Origin of the sequence: Dietzia sp. KRD202 (assembly GCF_017168155.1) — a bacterium.
Lineage (GTDB): Bacteria > Actinomycetota > Actinomycetes > Mycobacteriales > Mycobacteriaceae > Dietzia > Dietzia kunjamensis.
On record NZ_JABFAN010000143.1, the window covers coordinates 1 to 18,462 of the forward strand.

Genomic DNA, 18,462 nt, shown 5'->3' on the forward strand with positions numbered 1-18,462 from the left:
CCGGAAAGCAGTGGTGGCAGCGCCCGAGAGTGGGTGACTTCGCAGGTCGGGGCAGGGATCGGTGCCGGACGCGAAGGAGGAGCTGGAAATGCGAGGGGCGATTCATCTGATGCAATACGCAGATTTTTACTTTACATAAGATAAGTTATCGGCGTTCAACTCTCGGGAGTAGTGGTAGGTGCGGTTACTGCCGTCTACCTGGGATGATGGGGTTTGCGCTGGTGGGCGGCGGGGTTGGCTGGCGTGGTGTCGGCGCCGCGGATGTGATGCTTGTGCGTCGGTCCAGCGCCCCGTAGGTTTCTTGCATTAGATGCAGGTTTCCACGAGTCGGAGGTCGGCGTGGACGGTGTCCCGGGATTCGTTCCGCGGTTGTTGCGCGACGGTGAGGTCGGCCTGTTCCGTGCCGAGGACCGCGTGTTTGAAGCAATGGTCGAGGGTTGGCGGGCGCAGATGCTGGCGCGTGGGCTGACGAGAGCAACGATCGACGGGCGCTGCGGGGTGCTGCGCCGGTTCCAGGAGTTCGCCGGGACGTTCCCGTGGTCGTGGAGGCCGGTCGATCTGGATGACTACATGGCTGGGCGGCGCTCGGGTGAGAAGCCGGTGAGCTGGACGACGCTGCGTTCGGACAGCAATGCCATCGCGATGTTCTGTGCCTACGTCTCGAGCTCGAGCTACGGGTGGGGTGCGCTGTGCCAACGGGTCTTCGACGATGTTCCGGCCCAGATCGCGTTCGAGTGGAACACTCCGCGGCACACCTGCGAGGATGCTGTTCCGGCTGGCCGCCGGGCCTTCACGGCCACGGAGCTGCAGAGACTCTTTGATGACGTGGACGACCGGGTCGATCGTGAGTTCGCTGCTGGGAGTAAGCGCTGGCTTCCCCTGTTGCGGGACTCGATCGCGTTCAAGGTCTGCTACGCCTATGGGCTTCGGCGTCGCGAGGTGGCGATGCTGGACGTGCAGGATTTCGGCCCCAACCCGCATGTGCCTGCGTACGGCGACTTCGGCGCGGTGACCGTCCGATGGGCCAAAGGCACCACCGGGTCGGGGCCGCGACGACGCACCGTGTTGACGGTCCCGGAGTTCGACTGGGTGGTTGACCTGCTCCGATTCTGGATCACCGAGCGTGGCCGGCGGCACTTCGCCACCGCTGACCGATCGGCGGCGCTATGGCCGAGCGAGCGCGCCGAGCGGATACGAGTGGGTAGCTTGAGTGATGCCTTCGCTGCCGCCCGCGAGGGCGCCGGCTTGCCGAAAGAGCTCGGACTGCACTGCCTGCGACACTCCTACGTCACGCACTTGATCGAGGCCGGCTACGACCCGGCGTTCGTGCAGACTCAAGTCGGTCATGCCTATGCGTCGGTCACCGGGCTGTACACCTCGGTCGGCAACGATTTCAAACAGAAAACCATCCAGCACATGATCGCTTCGCGGCTGGACGGCCACGGCAGGAAGCAGGACGGAGACGCTGATGGCTGAGCAACGACGCATCGGGTATCGCTGGAATCTGCGGACGCAGATGGCGCAGCGCAACCTGTGGAAGAGCACCGAACTGGTGCCGTTGTTGAGGGCTCGGGGCATCAACCTGTCCGAGAGTCAAGTCTACCGGCTGGTGACCGGCACACCAGAGCGGATCCCGGCACGCACGTTCGCCGCGCTCTGCGACATCCTCGACTGCGAACCCGGCGAGTTGTTCGAGCCGTTCGTGGAGATTCGGGCAGCGGCCACCGCCCAGGCGCCGAAGCGGCCGGAAGACCTGGGGGTGGCACCCGGCCAGCCGATCGCCCCCCGGGTGAGACTCGTCCGGGACGACAACGAGGACTGACCGATACCGATGGCCAGGCCCCGCAAACCCGACGACCCGGACCTACGTCGCGTGTGTCCGTGTGATCGCTGCGGCTTGGGCTACCCGCTGGTGGTCACCTGGGGCCCGGAGGATCAGATCTGCGGCTACTGCTACCAGCAGGCCAAACGCACCCGCGGCACCTGCGACTGCGGCCACATCCGCGTCTTACCGGGCCGAGTAGATGGGCGCCCGGCCTGCCGGGCGTGCGCCCAGATCACCCTCAACATCGATTGCGTGCGCTGCGGCGCCGAGGACGAGATCTACCGCGCCGGCCTGTGCTGGCCATGCGCACTGAGCGAGACCGTCGACGGACTGCTGACCAACCTGGACACCGGCACCATCGCCGAGAGGCTTATCCCCCTGGCTGAGGCGTTGAACTCGATGAAACGCGCCAACAGTGGACTGACCTGGATCCGCCAGCGGCACGTGACCGACTTCCTGAAACAGTTGGCCACCCTCCCGGAGCTCACGCACGAGGCGATCGATGCACTTCCACGCTCGCGCACCCGCGACTACGTGCGCGGGCTCCTAGTCGAGCACGGTGGCCTGCCCCGACGTGATGAGCTGCTTGTCCGCTACCAAGCCTGGGCGGACACAGCACTGGAGAGGCTGACCGAGGACACCAACCGGGCCGTCATTGACCGCTATATCCGCTGGCACCATCTGCGGCGCATGAACCAGATGGACCTCGTCCCCCACGGCACCTTCCTGCGCAGCAAGCAGACCGTCACCGTCGCGATCAACTTCCTCAACTGGCTCGGCGAGCGCGACATCGCGCTCGCCGACGTCGGCCAGGGCGAGGTTGACGCCTGGATCGCCGGCGGGCCGACCACGCGACTGCTCGTCGATCGGTTCCTCGGCTGGGCCATGGACACCAAGAACGCCCCACAAGGGCTCACCGTGCCCCGCCATCGCCGCGGTAACAGCACCACACTCAGCGCCACCGACCAGGCCGCCGCCCTGGACCGAATAGTGGACGGCGACACCCTGACCACACGAGACAAGGCCGCGGCGATACTGGTCCTTGTCTTTGGCCAACAGATCCAGGATATCGCCGCGCTGACCTGGGACGACATCACCGTGACCGAGGACCTGGCGACCATTACGCTCGGCAGCGGCCCGATCGTGTTGCCCGCCCCGCTCGACGGGTCGTGGCGTGAACTTCTGGCCAACCCTGGCCACGACCAGACCGCCGCTCACCCGAGAAGCAACTGGGTCTTCAGAGGGCATTCCCCCGGCATGCACATCGATCCGATGCACCTACGCCTCCGGCTACGAGACCACCTCGTCAGCGCCCGCGCCGCCCGACTCGGCACACTGCATGAACTCAGCAAAACCGCCCCGGCCGCCATCATCGCCGACGTCCTGGGTTATCACCCATCGACCATTGAGCGCCACGCCGTCGACGCGGCAGGTACGTACGCCGAATACATCGTCGCCGTACGCGAGCACGGCCAGAGGTGATTCTCCGGAAATTACCGAGCAATCGGTATCACGGGAAATAGGTAACAGGAAACAATCTCCGTTACCGGAGTGGAGAGTGCCACAGAGTAATTCTCCGCTCGAGAAACCGCGATCAGATCGCCTACTCCCGCCTTACGAACACCCGTTCCTGCCAGCAACATAATGGCTGGTCGAGCCCCGTTTTGGGGCCACAGTGTGTTCCAACGTTATTTACGAGTGGTCCTCGACGTCCCCGGTGATTTGGGCTAAGGCTGCGGTTAGGTCATTCCCGCTGGGGAGTGCCTCGTGCTCTGCGGTGGGTAAGGCCTCATAGCTGAAGGTTGAGACGGCCAGGGGTGCGCCGGCCGGGTTCAGCGCGTAGCGGACGACACGATCGGCAGACCAGGCTCCCGACGGTCGGGGCATGTGCGGTACGGCGCAGGCGATCCTCGACGAGGGCGACGTAGAACTGCAGCTGCCAGGCGTGTTCGGGCTTGAACTTGCCGGTCTTGAGCTCGATGACTACATACCGCAATTGCTCGACGTGGAAGAACAGTAGGTCAGCGTAGAAGTCCTCGCCCCCGACGTCGAAGTGGACCTGCCTTCCCGCGAAGGCGAATCCTGGGCCGAGCTCCCGCAACGTGTCGACGATCCGGTCGGTCAGGGACTCCTCGAGTCCCCGTTCGGCGACCTCGCCGGACAGATCCAGAAAATCAAGGATCAGCGGGTCCTTGGCGATCTGTTGGGCGAGCTCGGAATCGTGCGCAACAAGCTGTTGCGCGATCGGCCCCGCGGTCCAGGAGCCGGCGATGCTCACCTGAACTGCCAGGGGAGAATGGAGGTAGGCTCCGACAGGCGTAGAGCACGGTCGGGTTCGGTGAGGTGAGGCGGCTTTCGCTGAGCGTTAGGGCGTGCGGGATCACCTGGTGAGTCTCGTCGGGGTCTGGTGTGGATCGGGTGTGGCGCGGTAGTCTGGGGGCACAACGGGCCGGATACCGGAACGTTGCCTGCCGAGGGCTCCCGCGAGGGGGCCCTCGTTTTATTTAGGGCTCCCAGGTGCGTTGCCGGTGGGTGTTTTGGTAGATCAGGTGGGCGAGTTTGTCGGTGACTGCTTGAGCTCGGGGGTGCTGATTGTGCACCGCCTGGGCTCGGCGGTGGATGTAGACGGCCATGTCGACGGCCTGTAGGCCGGGGGTGTGGCGTGAGTCGGCGAAGTTGATGGGCGCGGAGATGTGCTGAAGTCGGCTTGGCCGGTATCCGCCGGTGCCGAAGTCTTGGTAGGCGCTGAACTGGTCCTGGTGTTGGGCGCTGGTGGCGATCTCGTCGGCGATGACGATCGCCTGCTCTCCGGCGCCGTGTTGGGCAGTGTAAGTGTCGATCTGCTCGAGCAGGTGGCGGAACACTACGGTGTGGGGCTGTTGCGGGTACCGATATCGGGCGTTGAGGCGTCTGACGTCCACCCCTTCGAAGAGGTACCGCACGCCCGCGTGTTGTGCTGCCCGTAGGACGGCACTGTAGAGGCCAGCTGCTTCGCGGTGTTTGCCGCGAAGGTTGGCCCACTGTCCTGCGCCGCCCATGATCTCGTGTCCATGGAACTCAGCCGTGGGATCGGTGCCGTGTTTCGTGGCGGTTCGCTCGGCGATCTGGGTGTAGAGCTGGTGGAGCTGCTCCCATTGGTCGTAGTCGGCGATTGCTGCCCCGATGTAATAGAGGTCCTGGTCGTAGGACTCGTCGACATAGGCGATCAGCACGTAGTCCATTGTCTCACTCGGGCGCGACAGGCTTGTGTGGCGCGGGCCGCGGTGGCCCGGGACTCGCCTTGTTCTTCGTTGGTTGGCAGGGGTGCTCCGACGGCGAGGGTCCGGCCGGTTTGCTGCGCACTGGCGCGACGGGGATGTTTCGGTTCGGCGCCTGTGGTAACATTGGTAACAAATTGCGTTACCGGTTACCGGTTACCGGTTACCGAATGCTGAATCTGGAGGGGTTGCCATGTCGTCGTCGGAGAAGATCGCTCACGCCTACGGCGTGCTCGTCGCGCGCGGGGACAAGGTCACCGTGCGGGCGGTGCAGAAACAGGCGGGGGTGCGGATCGGCGAGGTGGCGGCGTGGATGCGCGAGCACGCCGCGGGCGCAGCGGGCGAGGTGCCGGAGGCCCCGGACTTGTCGGAGCCGATGTCGGCGATGGTGGCGTCGGTGTGGGCGGCGGCGTGGAAGCGCGCCGCCGAGCAGGCAGACGAGGCCACTGCGGTGGCGCTCGATGCTGCCCGCGCCGGCGAGGCCGACGCTCTCGCCGCGGCGGAGGCAGCCACGGCGCAGCGAGCCGATGCCGATACGGCCAGGGGTGAGGCGGTCCGGGACGCCGAGCAGCTGCGCGCCGAGCTGGCCCAGGTTCGCCAGCAGCTCGAGACGACGCAGCGTGAGTCAGAGCAGGCGCGAGCCCTGGCGGAGGAGGCCGACCGTGCCCGGGTGCGGGCCGAGGCCACCTCGGACACCTTGCGTGAACTGCTGGACGCGTTTCGTTCCTCCGGGCAGGCCGACGATGACAAGTAGCGATCCGCACCGTGGTGGCCTTGTCGTGTCGGACCGGGCGAGCACACTGACAAAGCAGGACTGCCAATGAACAAGCGGCCCGGACCTCCGCCAGGTGAGTTCGGGATGTAACGGGACGAACGCCAACACGGGAGGCGTCATGTGGGATCTACAGACCGCGGTACAGGCCGTGGCGGTGGTCGCGGTGGCCTCGCTTTTGATGCCGCCGTTGGCACGCGGCATCGGGGGAATCTGCGCGGTGATCGGATTCTGTGGGGTGGTGCAGTCGAGCTCCTGGGCGCCGACGGTGATGGCGTTGGGGCCGGTGGCGTGGGTTGTCGGGCACTGGTCGTTCGCGGTCCGCAACGATGTGCATTACCGGTCCCGTCTCGCACGTGTGGTGATCGACAAGACGCCGCTGCGGTGGACGATTCCGCGCTACTGGCAGCTGCGCCGCCAAAGACGCATCGCGGAAGCCCGCTGACACTTCCCACCCGACCGATACAGCAATGGCCCCACCTCTTCGGTGGGGCCATTGCTGTTGGTGTGTGGTTCCCGAGTCTAGAACAGTGGCGGCTCGTCTAGGGGTGCGGTGTTGCCGCAAGCTTGGGCGTAAGCCTTGGGGTTCCAGCCGCCGGAGACCGCTTCGCGGACGGCGAGGGAGCGGGCGTGCCGGTCGTGGCGTTCGGTGGTGTTGCGGATGATTCCGGTGCGTCCGCAGGCGACCGCGTAGAGCAGGTTCGCTGATTGGGTTGAGGCGATGAGATGGTCCGGGTCTACGCGCACGCACAGGGGTTCGTTGCAGCGGTGCTCACCGATCGCCTCGGCGGTCAGTTGGCCGGCGATCAGGAGGGCGAAGCGGTGTGCGTACTCGGTTCTGCTGACGCCGCCTTGTCGCCAGGTGATCCGTCCGTACCCGTCGGAGATGGCGCCGGTCCAGATGTGACATCCATCGCCCGGGGCGCGCACGACACGGGAGCCAAACGCGGCAATCGACGCCTCGGTCGGAGGCAGCGTCGAGTCGTACGGCCTGGACCGCCTCGCGGCAGGCCGGGGCCGGGGACGGGCGTCCATTCCCGGCAGCGGGATGTCCTCGAACCATCCGCCGGAGACGGGCTCAGTGCTGTTGGTCACCGTTGGTGTCCGCCGAGGTCTGATCCGCCGCTGGCGTGTCACCGCCGTCGGCATCGTTGACCGTGTCGTCGGTGTCGGTGGTGTTGTCCTTCGCGGCGCGGATCGCCGCCCCGACCTCGCGGGCGGACAGTCCGGTCATCTCCGCCAGGTCCGCCTGCACCACGCCCAGGTCCCGAAGCTCGACCAGCGCCTGACCGAGGGCGATCTGCGCGTCATCGCGGGCATCGATCGCCGAGAACACCGCGACCAGCTTGGCCTCGCGCTTGCGTGCCCGCTCCAGCTCGTCGGCCATCGCCTGACGAGCCCTCGCGCGTGCGGTTTGTGAACGTGAATCAGTCTTGGTAGCCGCCATGTGATCGACCCTATTGCCCCACCCATCGTGCCGCAATCCCCAACCACCATGCCGCCGTCATCGTCGCGCCGTCCTGGTCCCCGATCGCCGCACCACATCTAGCACTGGCCGTGCTAGATCATCCTCGCTGTCGCTCGCTTAAACTGCCACACACAGTATGCACTTCTAGTGATAGACGGGAAACACCTGGTCAGCGCCCTGCGGCCTCGTGGGGCGTAGACGCCCCGCCACCGGCCGCATACGCTGGAGGCTGTGATGAGTCTGCGAGCGGTTCACGCAGGGACTGGATACCAGTACCTGCTGCGCTCGGTGGCGACCCATGACGCCGACCCCGAAGGCAAGTCACTGTCGGACTACTACGCCGCCAAAGGCACCCCACCGGGGGTCTGGATCGGCTCCGGACTGACCGGATTGAACTCCGAGACCGCGACCGTTGGGGCCATCGTGACCGAGGAACAGATGGCCGCCCTGTACGGCGAGGGACTGCACCCGGACACCGACCAGAAGATGGCCGACGGCGCGCCCCTCGCGGCGTGCAAGTTGGGCCGAAGTTTCCCGATCTACACCGGCGGCGTCGAGGTCCTTCAGGCTATTGCTACTGCCGAGAAAACCTTCCTCGCCGTCGAGGGACGGCGCCCCACCGTCGAGGAACGAGGCCAGATCGCCGAAAGTACGGCCCGCCCCTTCTACACCAAGGAGTTCGGCTACGAGCACGCCTCCGGAGAAGACGTCATCGCCTGGGTCAACCGGGAACGCGACCGCGTCAAACAAGCCGTCGCCGGATTCGATTTCACGTTCTCTCCAGTGAAAAGTGTCAGCGTCTGGTGGGCACTGGCCGACGAGAACACCGCCTCCCACATCGCCGCGCTGCATCACGAAGCCGTCGCCGAAGCCTTGGCGTGGGCCGAGGACAACGCCATCTACACCCGGGTCGGGACCGGAGGCATCAAACAGGTCAAAACCGGCGGGATCATCGCCTCAGAGTTCACCCACTTCGACACTCGAGGCGGCGACCCGGACCTGCACTCGCACGTGCTGATCGCCAACAAAGTCCAAGCCCCTGACGGGCGCTGGCTCTCCCTGGACGGGCGGGCCATCTTCCAGATGCATCAGGCGATCTCGTCGCGCTACGACGCGATCCTGCACGACAAACTCACCCGGAGAATGGGCGTGGAATTCCAGGCCCACTACCCGCACCCGGACAAGGCACCGATCTGGGAAATCGCCGGCATCGACCGCAAGCTGATCGACGCTTTCTCCTCACGACGGGCGATGGCCCGCCCGGTCTACAACCAGCTCGTTGCCAACTACGTCGCAAAGCACGGCCGCCAACCCGGACAACGGGCCTCCTACGCCCTGTGGCAGAAAGCCATCCTGGATACCCGCGACGCCAAAAAGCCGGCCCTGTCGCTGGACGAGCACCGCGCCGGCTGGCGCGAGCGGGCCGCACAGATCGTCGATGAGCACACCCTGGACACCCTCACCGACCGGGTCACCCGGCACGGCAAGGCCGGAGTCGAGCGGGACATCTTCAACGCCGACACTCACGCCCGTGTCGTGGCCCAGCGGGCAGTGGAGGCGGTGACGGCAAGGCGCGCACAGTTCCGCCGCTCGCACGTTCAGACCGCGGTGTCGACCGCACTCAAGGGCTACGTGTTCACCGGCGAGCAGGCCCTGGAACAGGCGCACCAGGCGGTGATGGACACCGCCATGGATGAGTTGGTCATCCCCTTGACCCCACCAGAAATCCTCGACCTGCCGGGTGCCCTGACCCGTCCGGACGGGGCCGGGGTGGACCGGCACGCCAACACCGAAAAGTTCACCACCCACGCCGTCCTGGACGCCGAGCAACTCGCCCTGGACGCTGCGCGTACCCCGGTCGCGGTCACCGCCCCGGCAGCGGTCCTCGAGCATGTCCTGGCCGAACACGAGACAAGCGAAGGGTGGAGCCTGAATGCCGGTCAGCGGGCGCTGGCCGGGCACCTCATCGGGGCCGGAACCCTGCTCGCCGCCGGCGTCGGACCGGCCGGCACCGGCAAGACCGCCTCCATGAAGATCGTCGCCGACACCTGGCACGCAACCGGACGCACCGTGATCGGACTGGCACCGTCCGCCGCTGCTGCGGCCATCCTGTCCGAGGACATCGGCGCCGACTGCCACACCATCGACTCACTGACGTTCACGTGGCTGGGCCGCAACCCCAACCAGCCCGGCCGCACCCTCGCAGCCCTGCCGGTGACCATCTCCCCCGGCGACATGCTGCTGGTGGACGAAGCCGGCATGGCCAGCACCGAGAACCTGGCCGCCTTGACCGAGATCGCCGCCGAAACCGGGGCCGTCCTGCGTCTGGTCGGCGACCCCAAACAGCTATCCGCCGTGGAGACCGGAGGCCTGCTGGCCGACCTGACCCGCACCCCGGGAACCCCCGAACTGCGCGAGGTCATGCGCATGGGCTCAGACACCGCCCAAGCCGAAGCCACCTTGGGCCTTCGTGACGGCAACCCCGACGCCCTTGGCCTCTACACCGACCGGGGATGGCTCACCGGCGGGCACCGGGAGCAGATGCTCACCGACGCCGCACACGCCTTCCTGGCAGACACTGCTGCTGGCCGTCGCTGTCTGGTGATCGCCTCCACCAACACCGACGTCGACACCCTCAACGACCTCATCCGAGCCGACCGCATCAGCACCGGGCTGGTCGACGACACCCACACCATGCGCGTGTCCCGGGGCGATGCCGTCGGTGTCGGGGACACCGTCATCGCCCGCACCAACGCCACCCTCCACACCGACAACGACCGCACCCCCCTGGGCCGGGTCATCAACGGCCAACTGTTCACCGTCACCGGCATCACCGACGACGGCGCCCTGGCCGTGCGGGACCAGAACACCGGCGCCGACATGCTCATCCCCGCCAGCTACGCCCACACCAACATCCACCTCGGATACGCCAGCACCATCCACCGCGCCCAAGGCGCCACCGTCGACACCACCCACGCCGTCATCGACAACACCGTCGACCGCGCCGGCCTATACGTGGCCATGACCCGCGGCAAAAAAGAAAACCGCGCCTACACGGTGTGCGAGCACTCCCTCGACCCGGGCGCCGAAGACGCCCACATGCACTCGGCCGGCGACCAGAACGCCCCCACACCCACACAGGTCCTGACCAATGTGCTGGGCCGCGACACCCGCAACACCTCAGCCATTGACACCCTGCGGCAGGAATACACCACCGCCACCGCACCCGAACGCCTCGAACAGCTCTACCGCCACGGCGCAGAACTGGCCGCTCAAACCTTCACCGCGAACACCCTGCCCGACTACCTCGACGCACTCCCCCGCACCCACACCCACCAACTCGAGGCCGACCCCGCAGCGCGGGCTGACCTCGAACACGCCTGGACCGAAGCAGCCCAAGCAGGCCTGGACCCCCGCGAACTGTGGCTCGAGGCCACCGACAACCTCGACACCGCGAAATCCGCAGGCGCCGTCATCGCCCACCGGATACGTGACGTGACCAGAGGACACGGCGAACCCGACGCCCTGCCCACTCCCCCACCAGAAACCACCACAGGCGATGCCGAACTCGCCACCTGGCTGACCGCCACCCGCGAAAAGCTCACCATCACCCCGGACGGCACCAGCACGCCCGACGCCGACGACTTCGTCGCCTCCTACCTCGAACACCGCGCCGCAGAACACGAGCATGGACCGGACGTCGAGCCCCTGGGTGCCTCTTCGGATTGGGGGCAGGCGACAGGACCGGACACCTCCCCCGACCTGTGGTGACATGCCTGGTCTCACAGGGACAGCCACCCATGGTGGTGTCAGGCAGCGGTGGCAGCCCACTGATGGGGTGCGAGCAGCATGTCGGGGGCCGGCAGCGCGGCCCGAGCCGCGGCAACAAGTTCCCACCAACTACCGGGATCGTGCTCCCGGTGCCGCTCCTGCGCGGCCATCGCCGCGCCCCATGTTGTTGCCTGTACCGGGGGGCCGGTACTGGTGGCGCCGTAGGCCAATGCGATATCGACCGGGTGGACGTTCTCGGCCTCATCCGGGGTGGGAAACATGCCCCACTCGGCCAGCGCATCGGAGCGCTCCGGCTGATAGCGGGTGGTGAACCACCACACGAACACCGCCGACTGCAGCCTGTACTGACGCACCCGATCAGCGTGTGCTCCCGTCACTCCGGCCAGGGCCGCAGCCCGAGCCAATCGGGAACGGCCCTGATAGGCGCGCCCACTGGAGGTGGCCAAGCCGTAGGACTGGAGCGCAGCAATCTTGCTGCGAACCGTTGCTGCACACACCCCCAGCCGAGCCGCTACCTGCTTGACCGACAACCGTTCGCTGCTCAGCAACTCCCATACCCGCAACCCGAGAACTCCCAGCGAGCGAGCGTGCCAGATATCAGCGCGAGCACGCTCCAGCTCCCCCTGCAGCCTCTGCTCTAGCTCCGCAGAAAATACTGCACCACTTCTTTGTTTCCCGCCCCCGGGTCTTCCGACCCGCCAGACTGCTGCCCAGGGGCCTGCTGATCTTTGGACTCGCGCAATCCAGCCCTGCTGGACCAACACCTTCAGACGGCTGGTTACGACGTCTCGCGTCAGGCCGACGGCGATGGCCCAGTCGCGCTCGGACAGCTGCACGTTGTCTGCGGCTGCTGCCAGGGTCCTGGCAGCCAAGCCCAGGAGAAGCAGCCGATCCTGGGCCCCGGTCTTACCGGCCCATCTGTGGGGCTGGGCGCTCATCCGGGGCAACAGCTCAGCGACGATCGCTTCGGCTGCCCGGCGGGCCGGTGAGGGCGCGGTGGTGCTGCGGGGGGTAAAGCTGGCTGCGGTGACCGCTCTGGCCCACTGGCGGACCAACTCGGCGTGCGGGTCGAACCTGGGCGTGCGCTCCCCCGCGCTTGTGCGCTGTGTGCGGATAGTCTCCAGGCCTGGCCAGCAGTCGGTAAACGCCGCCTGGTGCAGGTCGTCGTAGCGCATCCTGGCGTGGGCGCAGGCCAACAAGATCGACCACCCGATTGCCGACGCGTCCGACTGAGCAGCGACCCTAGTGCGGGCTAGAGCTCGGATCTGTGCGGATATAGGGCGTCTGGGCCCGGCAAGATACGGGTGGCCCTGCACATCGGTGTGGACCGGGATCGGTGCGGCGCCTACGTCTGCTGGGGCGATTGCGGCTGAACCGGCGTGGTCGGGACGGGTCAGTGTCAGCTGCGTGACTGCTGTGCGCAAGGCTGACAGTGACACCGGGCGGATATGCGGGCTTGTCAAAGGCACCGATGCGCCGCCGGCGCGGTGGGGTGCGCCCGGGGCGCGGACACAACCGGTGCGCGGGTTAGTCAGCGGGCCCAGGTCAAGCGAGGGCCACGCCGCGGCGAAGGCCTCGACGATCGGTGCCAGACGGTTCGGGGACACGGCGGTACTAAGCCGGATCCACACGTGGTATCCCCCACTAGGCCCGGACGAGCACACCAGGTGCTCGATATTTGCTGCGGTGAGAGCGGTCGTACAGCTGGCCAGATCAGCGGTTGCTGTCGAGCTGGCATGGTGGGCGTCAAAATCCAGGGCAAGCAGACGAAACCTGCCCGATTCATCAGTCAAGTGCAGCGCAAACGGCGTCCCCTCCCCCGGCGCGCCATCAGCAAGGCGTCGCGTGGCGGCGAACGAGTGCGTCTTGCGCGAGTCAACACGCACATACGGGCGCGGACTCCACGCGCACACCACCGAGTCCCACCACCAGGTGGAATCTCGGGATTTGAGGACGTTGCGGTCAGGGCAAGACACGCCCAACGGATCGACTGGACCAACCGATGGGTATGACTTACTCTGAGAGGTGCCTGGAAGCACAGCTCTCCTAATTGGTGGGCAACCCCGAGTTTGAGCGGTAACTCGAACTCTTGACTTTCGATCCCGGTTCACTGGCAGGTGGGCCGGGATCAGTCATTTCAGGGCTGCGGGATGTTCAACTATTGGTCGGGCATGACCCGACCGCCGCTTCACGCTGAAATTGCCTCCTCATCTACAGGTAGAAGTACAGCCTCGGGCAGACCGAGGTCGATTGCGGCGAGGTCGGCCAAGTACTGAGACATAGAGATGCCTCTAGACCTGGCTTCCACTCGAAGTGCCTCGTACACCTCGGGAGCCATACGGACGGGCACCCGCATGCGCTCGCCGAAGGACGGTCGCCCAGGGCCCCGCTGCTTCGTCGCCATGGGAGGAAAACTTCCACACTTGGCGCCACAAATCCTATCGACACGCCTAAGTGAGGTGGAGTTTCTGGCGCCGTCTATGGCCCCGTCGGCTTCCAGTGCAGATCGGCCAGGGCGCGGTATAAACCAGTAGCGGTATACACCACAACACCAATGTCGGTTCGGCGGTATTTAGGGGCGGACGGTGTGTCTAACAAGCTCCTACGCTCGGCGGTTGGTACCAAGGTGTAGACCACAATCCGTACAGCGGTATGGCGGTATTTACAGATCGAGGTGTAGTGGGTTTTGAAGATTGCGGTAGTGAACACCAAGGGCGGCGTCGGCAAGACGACTACCGCCATCTACCTAGCGACGGTGGCGAGCGAGCAGGGGAAGTCGACTGAGTTGCTAGACGCAGATCCTCAGGGTTCGGCAACTAGCTGGGCAGAGCTCGCGGCCGAGGGGGGCGTGCCTCTGCCGTTCCAGGTCTCGCCCGCGAACAAGATCACGCTTTCGCGCGCATCGAGTAGTGATCTCACAGTGATCGACACACCTCCCGGCGCAGCCGACATCATCCAGGCAGCGATCGACGCGGCTGATGTTGTCGTGGTTCCGACTGCGCCGTCTGGGTTGGACCTCCAGCGCGTCTGGCCAACGTTGGAGGCTGCTGCGCACAAGCCAGCTGGCGTTCTTCTCACAAGCGTTGAGCTCGGCACCAAGCTACTCGAGCTGACAAAGGAGGCCCTTGAATCGGAAGGGGTTTTCGTGTTCGAGAACGTGATTGGCAAACGTCAGGCTATACGTCAGTCATTTGGCACATGTCCCACGAGCTTCTTTGGTTATCGAGATCTGATGGAAGAGATTGTTGAGGTGACTAGGTGAGTGGCAAATCGGAACCGGTGAGTCGCAGTCTGCGCCCACGGGCGGCAGCCCCCATCCGCCCGGTATCGGAGACGTTCTCGGCTTCTGAAGTAGCAAAGACGACCAACCCTCGTCGCACAAAAACATCGCTAGCGCTTGATGTTGAGGTGTACCGGAGGGCGAAAATTGCGGCCATCCAACAAGGGGAGACTGTGTCTGAATTTATCGAGGCGGCTATTCGCAGCGCGCTGCCAGACTGACACTGGAGGAGGTTTATACCTCTGTCGGCAAATACCAATAGAGGTATAAACCGTCTGAGGTAGCCGCTGTTGAAGCGATCGCGACCTTCGGGCGTCGCGTGAGCCCCAGTGAAACTGTCGGTGGGTTGTGGCATCGGGGCCGCGTCTGGGTAGTGACCTGACGACGCCGTGGGGGAGTGCGCCGGAGGGCAGGTTGTCAGATCGCGTCTTATCGGCGCCACCTGGACCTGGCGGAGCACTCGGCTGAGGGGACTTCGGATTCGAAGCCCGACCGGTACGGCCGATGCTGCTAATGAGCTTGCAGATGGCACTGTTGCGTGTGAGGAAGCTTCCACAGTGTGTGGTGGCGCTTGCGCCAGAAGGAGTCGAAGTGTCGCTGGGAGACTTGGCAGATCTGTTTGATCAGTTTGTCGCCGAATGCCGTACAACGCTCGGGGTTTCTGGAGCGTCTTCCGAGCTCAGCGTCACCGGTAAGCTAGACAACTTCCTCACGGAAGCATTTGTCGAGGGAAGTACTCATGCTCTTCATCTTTCTCAGCAAACAAGCACACAATTCGGAGTTCCCGATTTTCGAGTTGATGCGCCTGGAGGACTTCTTGGCTGGGTTGAGTTCAAAGCAGTAGTGGGTAAGGACCTTCGTTCTCTGAAGGGACACGATAAGCGCCAGCGAGATTTGTTCGTGTCCGGTCTGCACAACATCATCTTGACGAACGGTTGGCAGTGGGAGCTTTACCAAGACTCTAAGAGGGTCAAGACGGTCACGTTCGACCCGCAGCTGTTCACTGCCGACACAATCCCGATGATCGATTCAGGGAGAATCGACGAGCTGCGAAGTCTCCTGACGCTGTTCTTGACCTTCCAGCTGGGCTTCTATGAAACGACTGACAAGGCAGTCAGCGCGCTCGCCTCACGGGCTAAAGCGTTGAAGATGGCACTCATCGAGGTGGGGGCGACAGGCGCCGGCGCGCATCTGAACCAGCTTCGTTCAGACTTTCAAGCCCTTCTGTACCGGAATGGTCAGCCGTTCACCTGGGAAAAGTTTGTTGATTCCTACGTGCAGATTGCAGCGTTTGGGGCATTGCTCTGGCGCCTTGAATCTGGTGCGACGATCAGCTTGCAGCATCAGGTTGGACTGAAGGTCGGACTTCATCCCTTGCTTTCCCAGTGCCTTGCCATTTTGTGGTCTCCACAATCTCGCATACCTACTCTCGAGCCGCTGCTGGAAGAGCTATGTCGAACGGTAAACCTCATTCCGTTGGATTTGTTCAAGACCGGTGGGAAATCGACCCGTAGGCGGAAGTATCTTCCCGACCCGATTGTCCATGCGTACGAGCCCTTTTTTCGAAAGTATGACCAGGCAGCTCGTGAGGCGAACGGGGTTTACTACACGCCTGTCGAAGTTGTACAGCAGATCGTCTCCGGAACCGATGAGCTTCTACGTAGCTCTCTAGGGAAACCCGCAGGGATCTTGGACGACTCTGCTCGCTTCTTGGATCCGGCTACGGGCACTGGGACATTTTTGTTGGGACTGGCCAACGAGGTGGCCCTCGAAGCGGAAAAGGCTGGACTTCCGACCGATCAAGTAGTCAAAGAGGTCCTGACCGAACGGACGTCGGCGTTTGAGCTGTTTCCGGGGCCTTACACGATTGCTCATCAACGACTCGAAGCCCTGCTTTCCGCGCACGGGGCTTCCCCAACAACTCGACTCCCGATCTACCTGGCTGACACTCTTGCTACACCTGAATCAGGTGAGCTCCCGCTGTCAGGATTTGGCCCGGCGGGCGATGAGATCCTGGCCGAACGTGAACGGGCTGACTGGGTCAAGACCGGCGAGGAAATTCTCGTTGTGCTCGGAAACCCGCCGTGGGAAAGGGTGAAGAAGTCGGAAGGCGGCTGGGATGTCTTTGCCGAGGCCTTGATGCAGCAGGTGGTCGATGCGACCCCAGTAGACAAGCGGGCCGACGTAAAATCGGCAAGAGACCTCTATGTTGCATTTTGGGCGTGGGCGCTGTGGGTCCTGCGGAGCCCAGATGACCGGCGGGAGACCGTGCAATCGCCGATCATTGACGCCGCGAAGAATCATGGGATCGTAGCCTTCGTCACGAACCGAACCTGGATAGTCGGCCCTAGTCTGGTGGGCCTTCGCACGCTCGTCCGGCGTGGGGTCAAAGAGGTCTGGGTGTGTGACCTAGGTGGAGATGCGCGTGGGGGAGCCGGCGCCAAGTCCTTCGCTGGCGGGGATTCCAACGTCTTCGCCATTCAGACCGGCGCGGCGATAGTCTGGCTGGTCTTTGACCGAGAGTTCGTGGGCACTCCAGCCGTGAGGTATCAGCGAATTACGGGGAACAAGGCCACGAAGCTCGACCAGCTGGCCGAACCATTTGACGCCTCCCATTTCGTTGAGGTTGCGGGGGACAACTACTTCCTTCCGGTGAACTGGTCAGCTCGGCTAGCGGAAGCCCCATCTCTTCCGGACCTCTTTTCGTTCGAGCCCTACACGGGAATTCAGTCAGCTCGGGACACAAAGGAGTACTCACCATGGGGCGTAGATGCAGACGAGGTGTACGCGGAAACGCGAACACGGCCATCTGCTCTACCTGTGCGATCGGGAGCGCTAGGTCGTTGGAGCCAGCTCTCAGAGGCGCAACGCCGTGCTGCTTGGTCGACTGCCGCAACAGCTAGGTCTTCTAGCAAGAAGGTTCCGACAAAGGAATCACTAGACCCGAAGAAGGTTAGAAAAGCGCTCTACCGTCCGCTCGACTTCCGCCACGTCTACGACGACCCTGCCTGGATTGACTGGTACCGAGAGGACTTGCACCGCGTCTACGAAGACGTAGACGTGCCGACCTTGATCTCGCTCCCTAGAGACTTTGGAGCCGGTCCCTTGGTCATTCACTCCGACCTCCTCCCAGAGCAACACAGTTTCCGTGGCAAGGCTGGAGGTATGGCGGTGTTCCCGCTGTGGCTTCCCGGAGACGGTCGCCCTGACAATGGACGCACGGTGATCAACGGTCGCCGATGCGGGTTTAAGGACAGTGTCCTGGAGTGGGCGGAGTCGGCATTCCCAGACTCCATCAACCTGGCTGAAGACACATATGACTATGTGCTGGCGCTTCTTTCGGCCCCGCTGTACTCGAAGCGTTACTGGCCCGAACTTGAAGCGGTTTCTCCTCGGGTGCCTCTCGTTGAGGATGAGGAAATTGCCCGCGAGGCCCTCACTCTCGGGCGGCTAGTGCGAGCCGCCTGGAGGCGTGAGGTACCTACTGAGGGTTTGAGGTGGGACGCCGCGGGGAACGGAGCCCTCGGCCCCGCTTCGCTCCATGATGGAGTTCTGCGGTTCGCGAATGGTCGAACCATCACTGGCATCCCTAGCGGAGTGTGGGAGTACAAGGTCAGCGGGTACAGCGTGCTTTCCGAATGGCTCGCGGCGCGGGAGCACTGGGTCGTAACAATCGCCCAGGCACAGGAGACACTTCAGACAATCGCCTCCATCGGTGCTCTGGTTGAGCTGAGCTCGAGCCTTGATGGCCTGTTCGACCTCGTGGACCAGCGCATGTCTGACGGAGAGCAATAGCGAGGCCGACGCTGGGCGGGCTTCACTGATTGGGGTTGCCGTACTGGGTTACAGCCACCATGAACCGCACTGGTTCTGTCGGAGGGTTCCATCTAGGCCGATCTACCCGATAGATCCGATATTCGAGAACAGCTCGTACACGCGGAGGTGCCAGATCCTGTTCGAGCGGCTTGTTCAGGAGCAGCACTATGACGCCGCCTGCCTAGTCACCACTAGGAACGGTAGGGGCATCCTCCAGGAGTCCATCGCAGAAGTATTACCCCGAAACTTCAG

At 64.3% G+C, this 18,462-nt stretch carries 13 protein-coding genes; 8 read left to right on the forward strand and 5 right to left on the reverse strand.

The annotated features are described in order from the left end of the window. Positions 1-339 precede the first annotated feature (339 nt). The 3 genes from J1M64_RS19375 to J1M64_RS19385 all read left to right on the forward strand — a co-directional run bounded on the left by J1M64_RS19375 (position 340) and on the right by J1M64_RS19385 (position 3,307). Positions 340-1,476 (forward strand): site-specific integrase, encoded by a 1,137-nt coding sequence (locus J1M64_RS19375; RefSeq protein WP_067718693.1) that lies wholly within the window; start codon positions 340-342, stop codon positions 1,474-1,476. Further along, positions 1,469-1,822, forward strand: coding sequence for a helix-turn-helix transcriptional regulator (locus J1M64_RS19380; RefSeq protein WP_067718690.1), 354 nt, complete (start codon positions 1,469-1,471; stop codon positions 1,820-1,822). The genes J1M64_RS19375 and J1M64_RS19380 overlap by 8 nt, the downstream gene beginning before the upstream one ends. 75 nt (positions 1,823-1,897) lie before the next feature. Further along, positions 1,898-3,307 (forward strand): Fis family transcriptional regulator, encoded by a 1,410-nt coding sequence (locus tag J1M64_RS19385; RefSeq protein ID WP_306228695.1) that lies wholly within the window; start codon positions 1,898-1,900, stop codon positions 3,305-3,307. A 307-nt stretch (positions 3,308-3,614) separates the two neighbouring features. Here J1M64_RS19385 and J1M64_RS19390 read toward each other — a convergent pair whose 3' ends face one another. Both J1M64_RS19390 and J1M64_RS19395 read right to left on the reverse strand, forming a co-directional pair. After that, positions 3,615-4,103, reverse strand: a complete 489-nt coding sequence (locus J1M64_RS19390; protein ID WP_067718686.1) for a PDDEXK nuclease domain-containing protein — start codon at positions 4,101-4,103, stop codon at positions 3,615-3,617. A gap of 226 nt (positions 4,104-4,329) precedes the next feature. Continuing rightward, positions 4,330-5,037 carry a DUF3800 domain-containing protein gene (locus J1M64_RS19395; protein ID WP_206475256.1) on the reverse strand — a complete coding sequence of 236 codons (708 nt, stop codon included), beginning with the start codon at positions 5,035-5,037 and terminating at the stop codon, positions 4,330-4,332. A 238-nt stretch (positions 5,038-5,275) separates the two neighbouring features. Here J1M64_RS19395 and J1M64_RS19400 point away from each other — a divergent pair, with 238 nt between their 5' ends. Together J1M64_RS19400 and J1M64_RS19405 are read left to right on the forward strand one after the other, a co-directional pair. Further along, positions 5,276-5,836, forward strand: coding sequence for a DNA-binding protein (locus J1M64_RS19400; protein ID WP_067718681.1), 561 nt, complete (start codon positions 5,276-5,278; stop codon positions 5,834-5,836). A gap of 139 nt (positions 5,837-5,975) precedes the next feature. Then, a complete protein-coding gene (locus J1M64_RS19405; protein WP_067718680.1) occupies positions 5,976-6,299 on the forward strand; it encodes a hypothetical protein in 324 nt (107 codons plus the stop codon). A 77-nt stretch (positions 6,300-6,376) separates the two neighbouring features. Here J1M64_RS19405 and J1M64_RS19410 read toward each other — a convergent pair whose 3' ends face one another. Continuing rightward, on the reverse strand, positions 6,377-6,949 hold the full coding sequence (locus J1M64_RS19410) for a hypothetical protein (protein WP_206475257.1): 573 nt from the start codon (positions 6,947-6,949) through the stop codon (positions 6,377-6,379). Continuing rightward, the gene (locus tag J1M64_RS19415) at positions 6,933-7,241 is read right to left on the reverse strand and encodes a hypothetical protein (protein WP_206475258.1); all 309 of its coding nucleotides are present in this window, start codon (positions 7,239-7,241) and stop codon (positions 6,933-6,935) included. The genes J1M64_RS19410 and J1M64_RS19415 overlap by 17 nt, the downstream gene beginning before the upstream one ends. A gap of 315 nt (positions 7,242-7,556) precedes the next feature. On the opposite strand from J1M64_RS19415, the gene mobF reads away from it, so the two are divergent. After that, on the forward strand, positions 7,557-11,093 hold the full coding sequence (mobF, locus tag J1M64_RS19420) for a MobF family relaxase (RefSeq protein WP_206475259.1): 3,537 nt from the start codon (positions 7,557-7,559) through the stop codon (positions 11,091-11,093). 38 nt (positions 11,094-11,131) lie between these two features. Here mobF and J1M64_RS19425 read toward each other — a convergent pair whose 3' ends face one another. Then, the gene (locus tag J1M64_RS19425; protein ID WP_156523594.1) at positions 11,132-11,467 is read right to left on the reverse strand and encodes a hypothetical protein; all 336 of its coding nucleotides are present in this window, start codon (positions 11,465-11,467) and stop codon (positions 11,132-11,134) included. A 2,348-nt stretch (positions 11,468-13,815) separates the two neighbouring features. Here J1M64_RS19425 and J1M64_RS19430 point away from each other — a divergent pair. Both J1M64_RS19430 and J1M64_RS19435 read left to right on the forward strand, forming a co-directional pair. Further along, positions 13,816-14,376, forward strand: a complete 561-nt coding sequence (locus tag J1M64_RS19430) for a ParA family protein (RefSeq protein WP_253702111.1) — start codon at positions 13,816-13,818, stop codon at positions 14,374-14,376. Between the two features lie 543 nt (positions 14,377-14,919). Beyond that, positions 14,920-18,189 carry a type ISP restriction/modification enzyme gene (locus J1M64_RS19435; RefSeq protein WP_172812158.1) on the forward strand — a complete coding sequence of 1,090 codons (3,270 nt, stop codon included), beginning with the start codon at positions 14,920-14,922 and terminating at the stop codon, positions 18,187-18,189. The last annotated feature ends 273 nt before the right edge of the window (positions 18,190-18,462 follow it).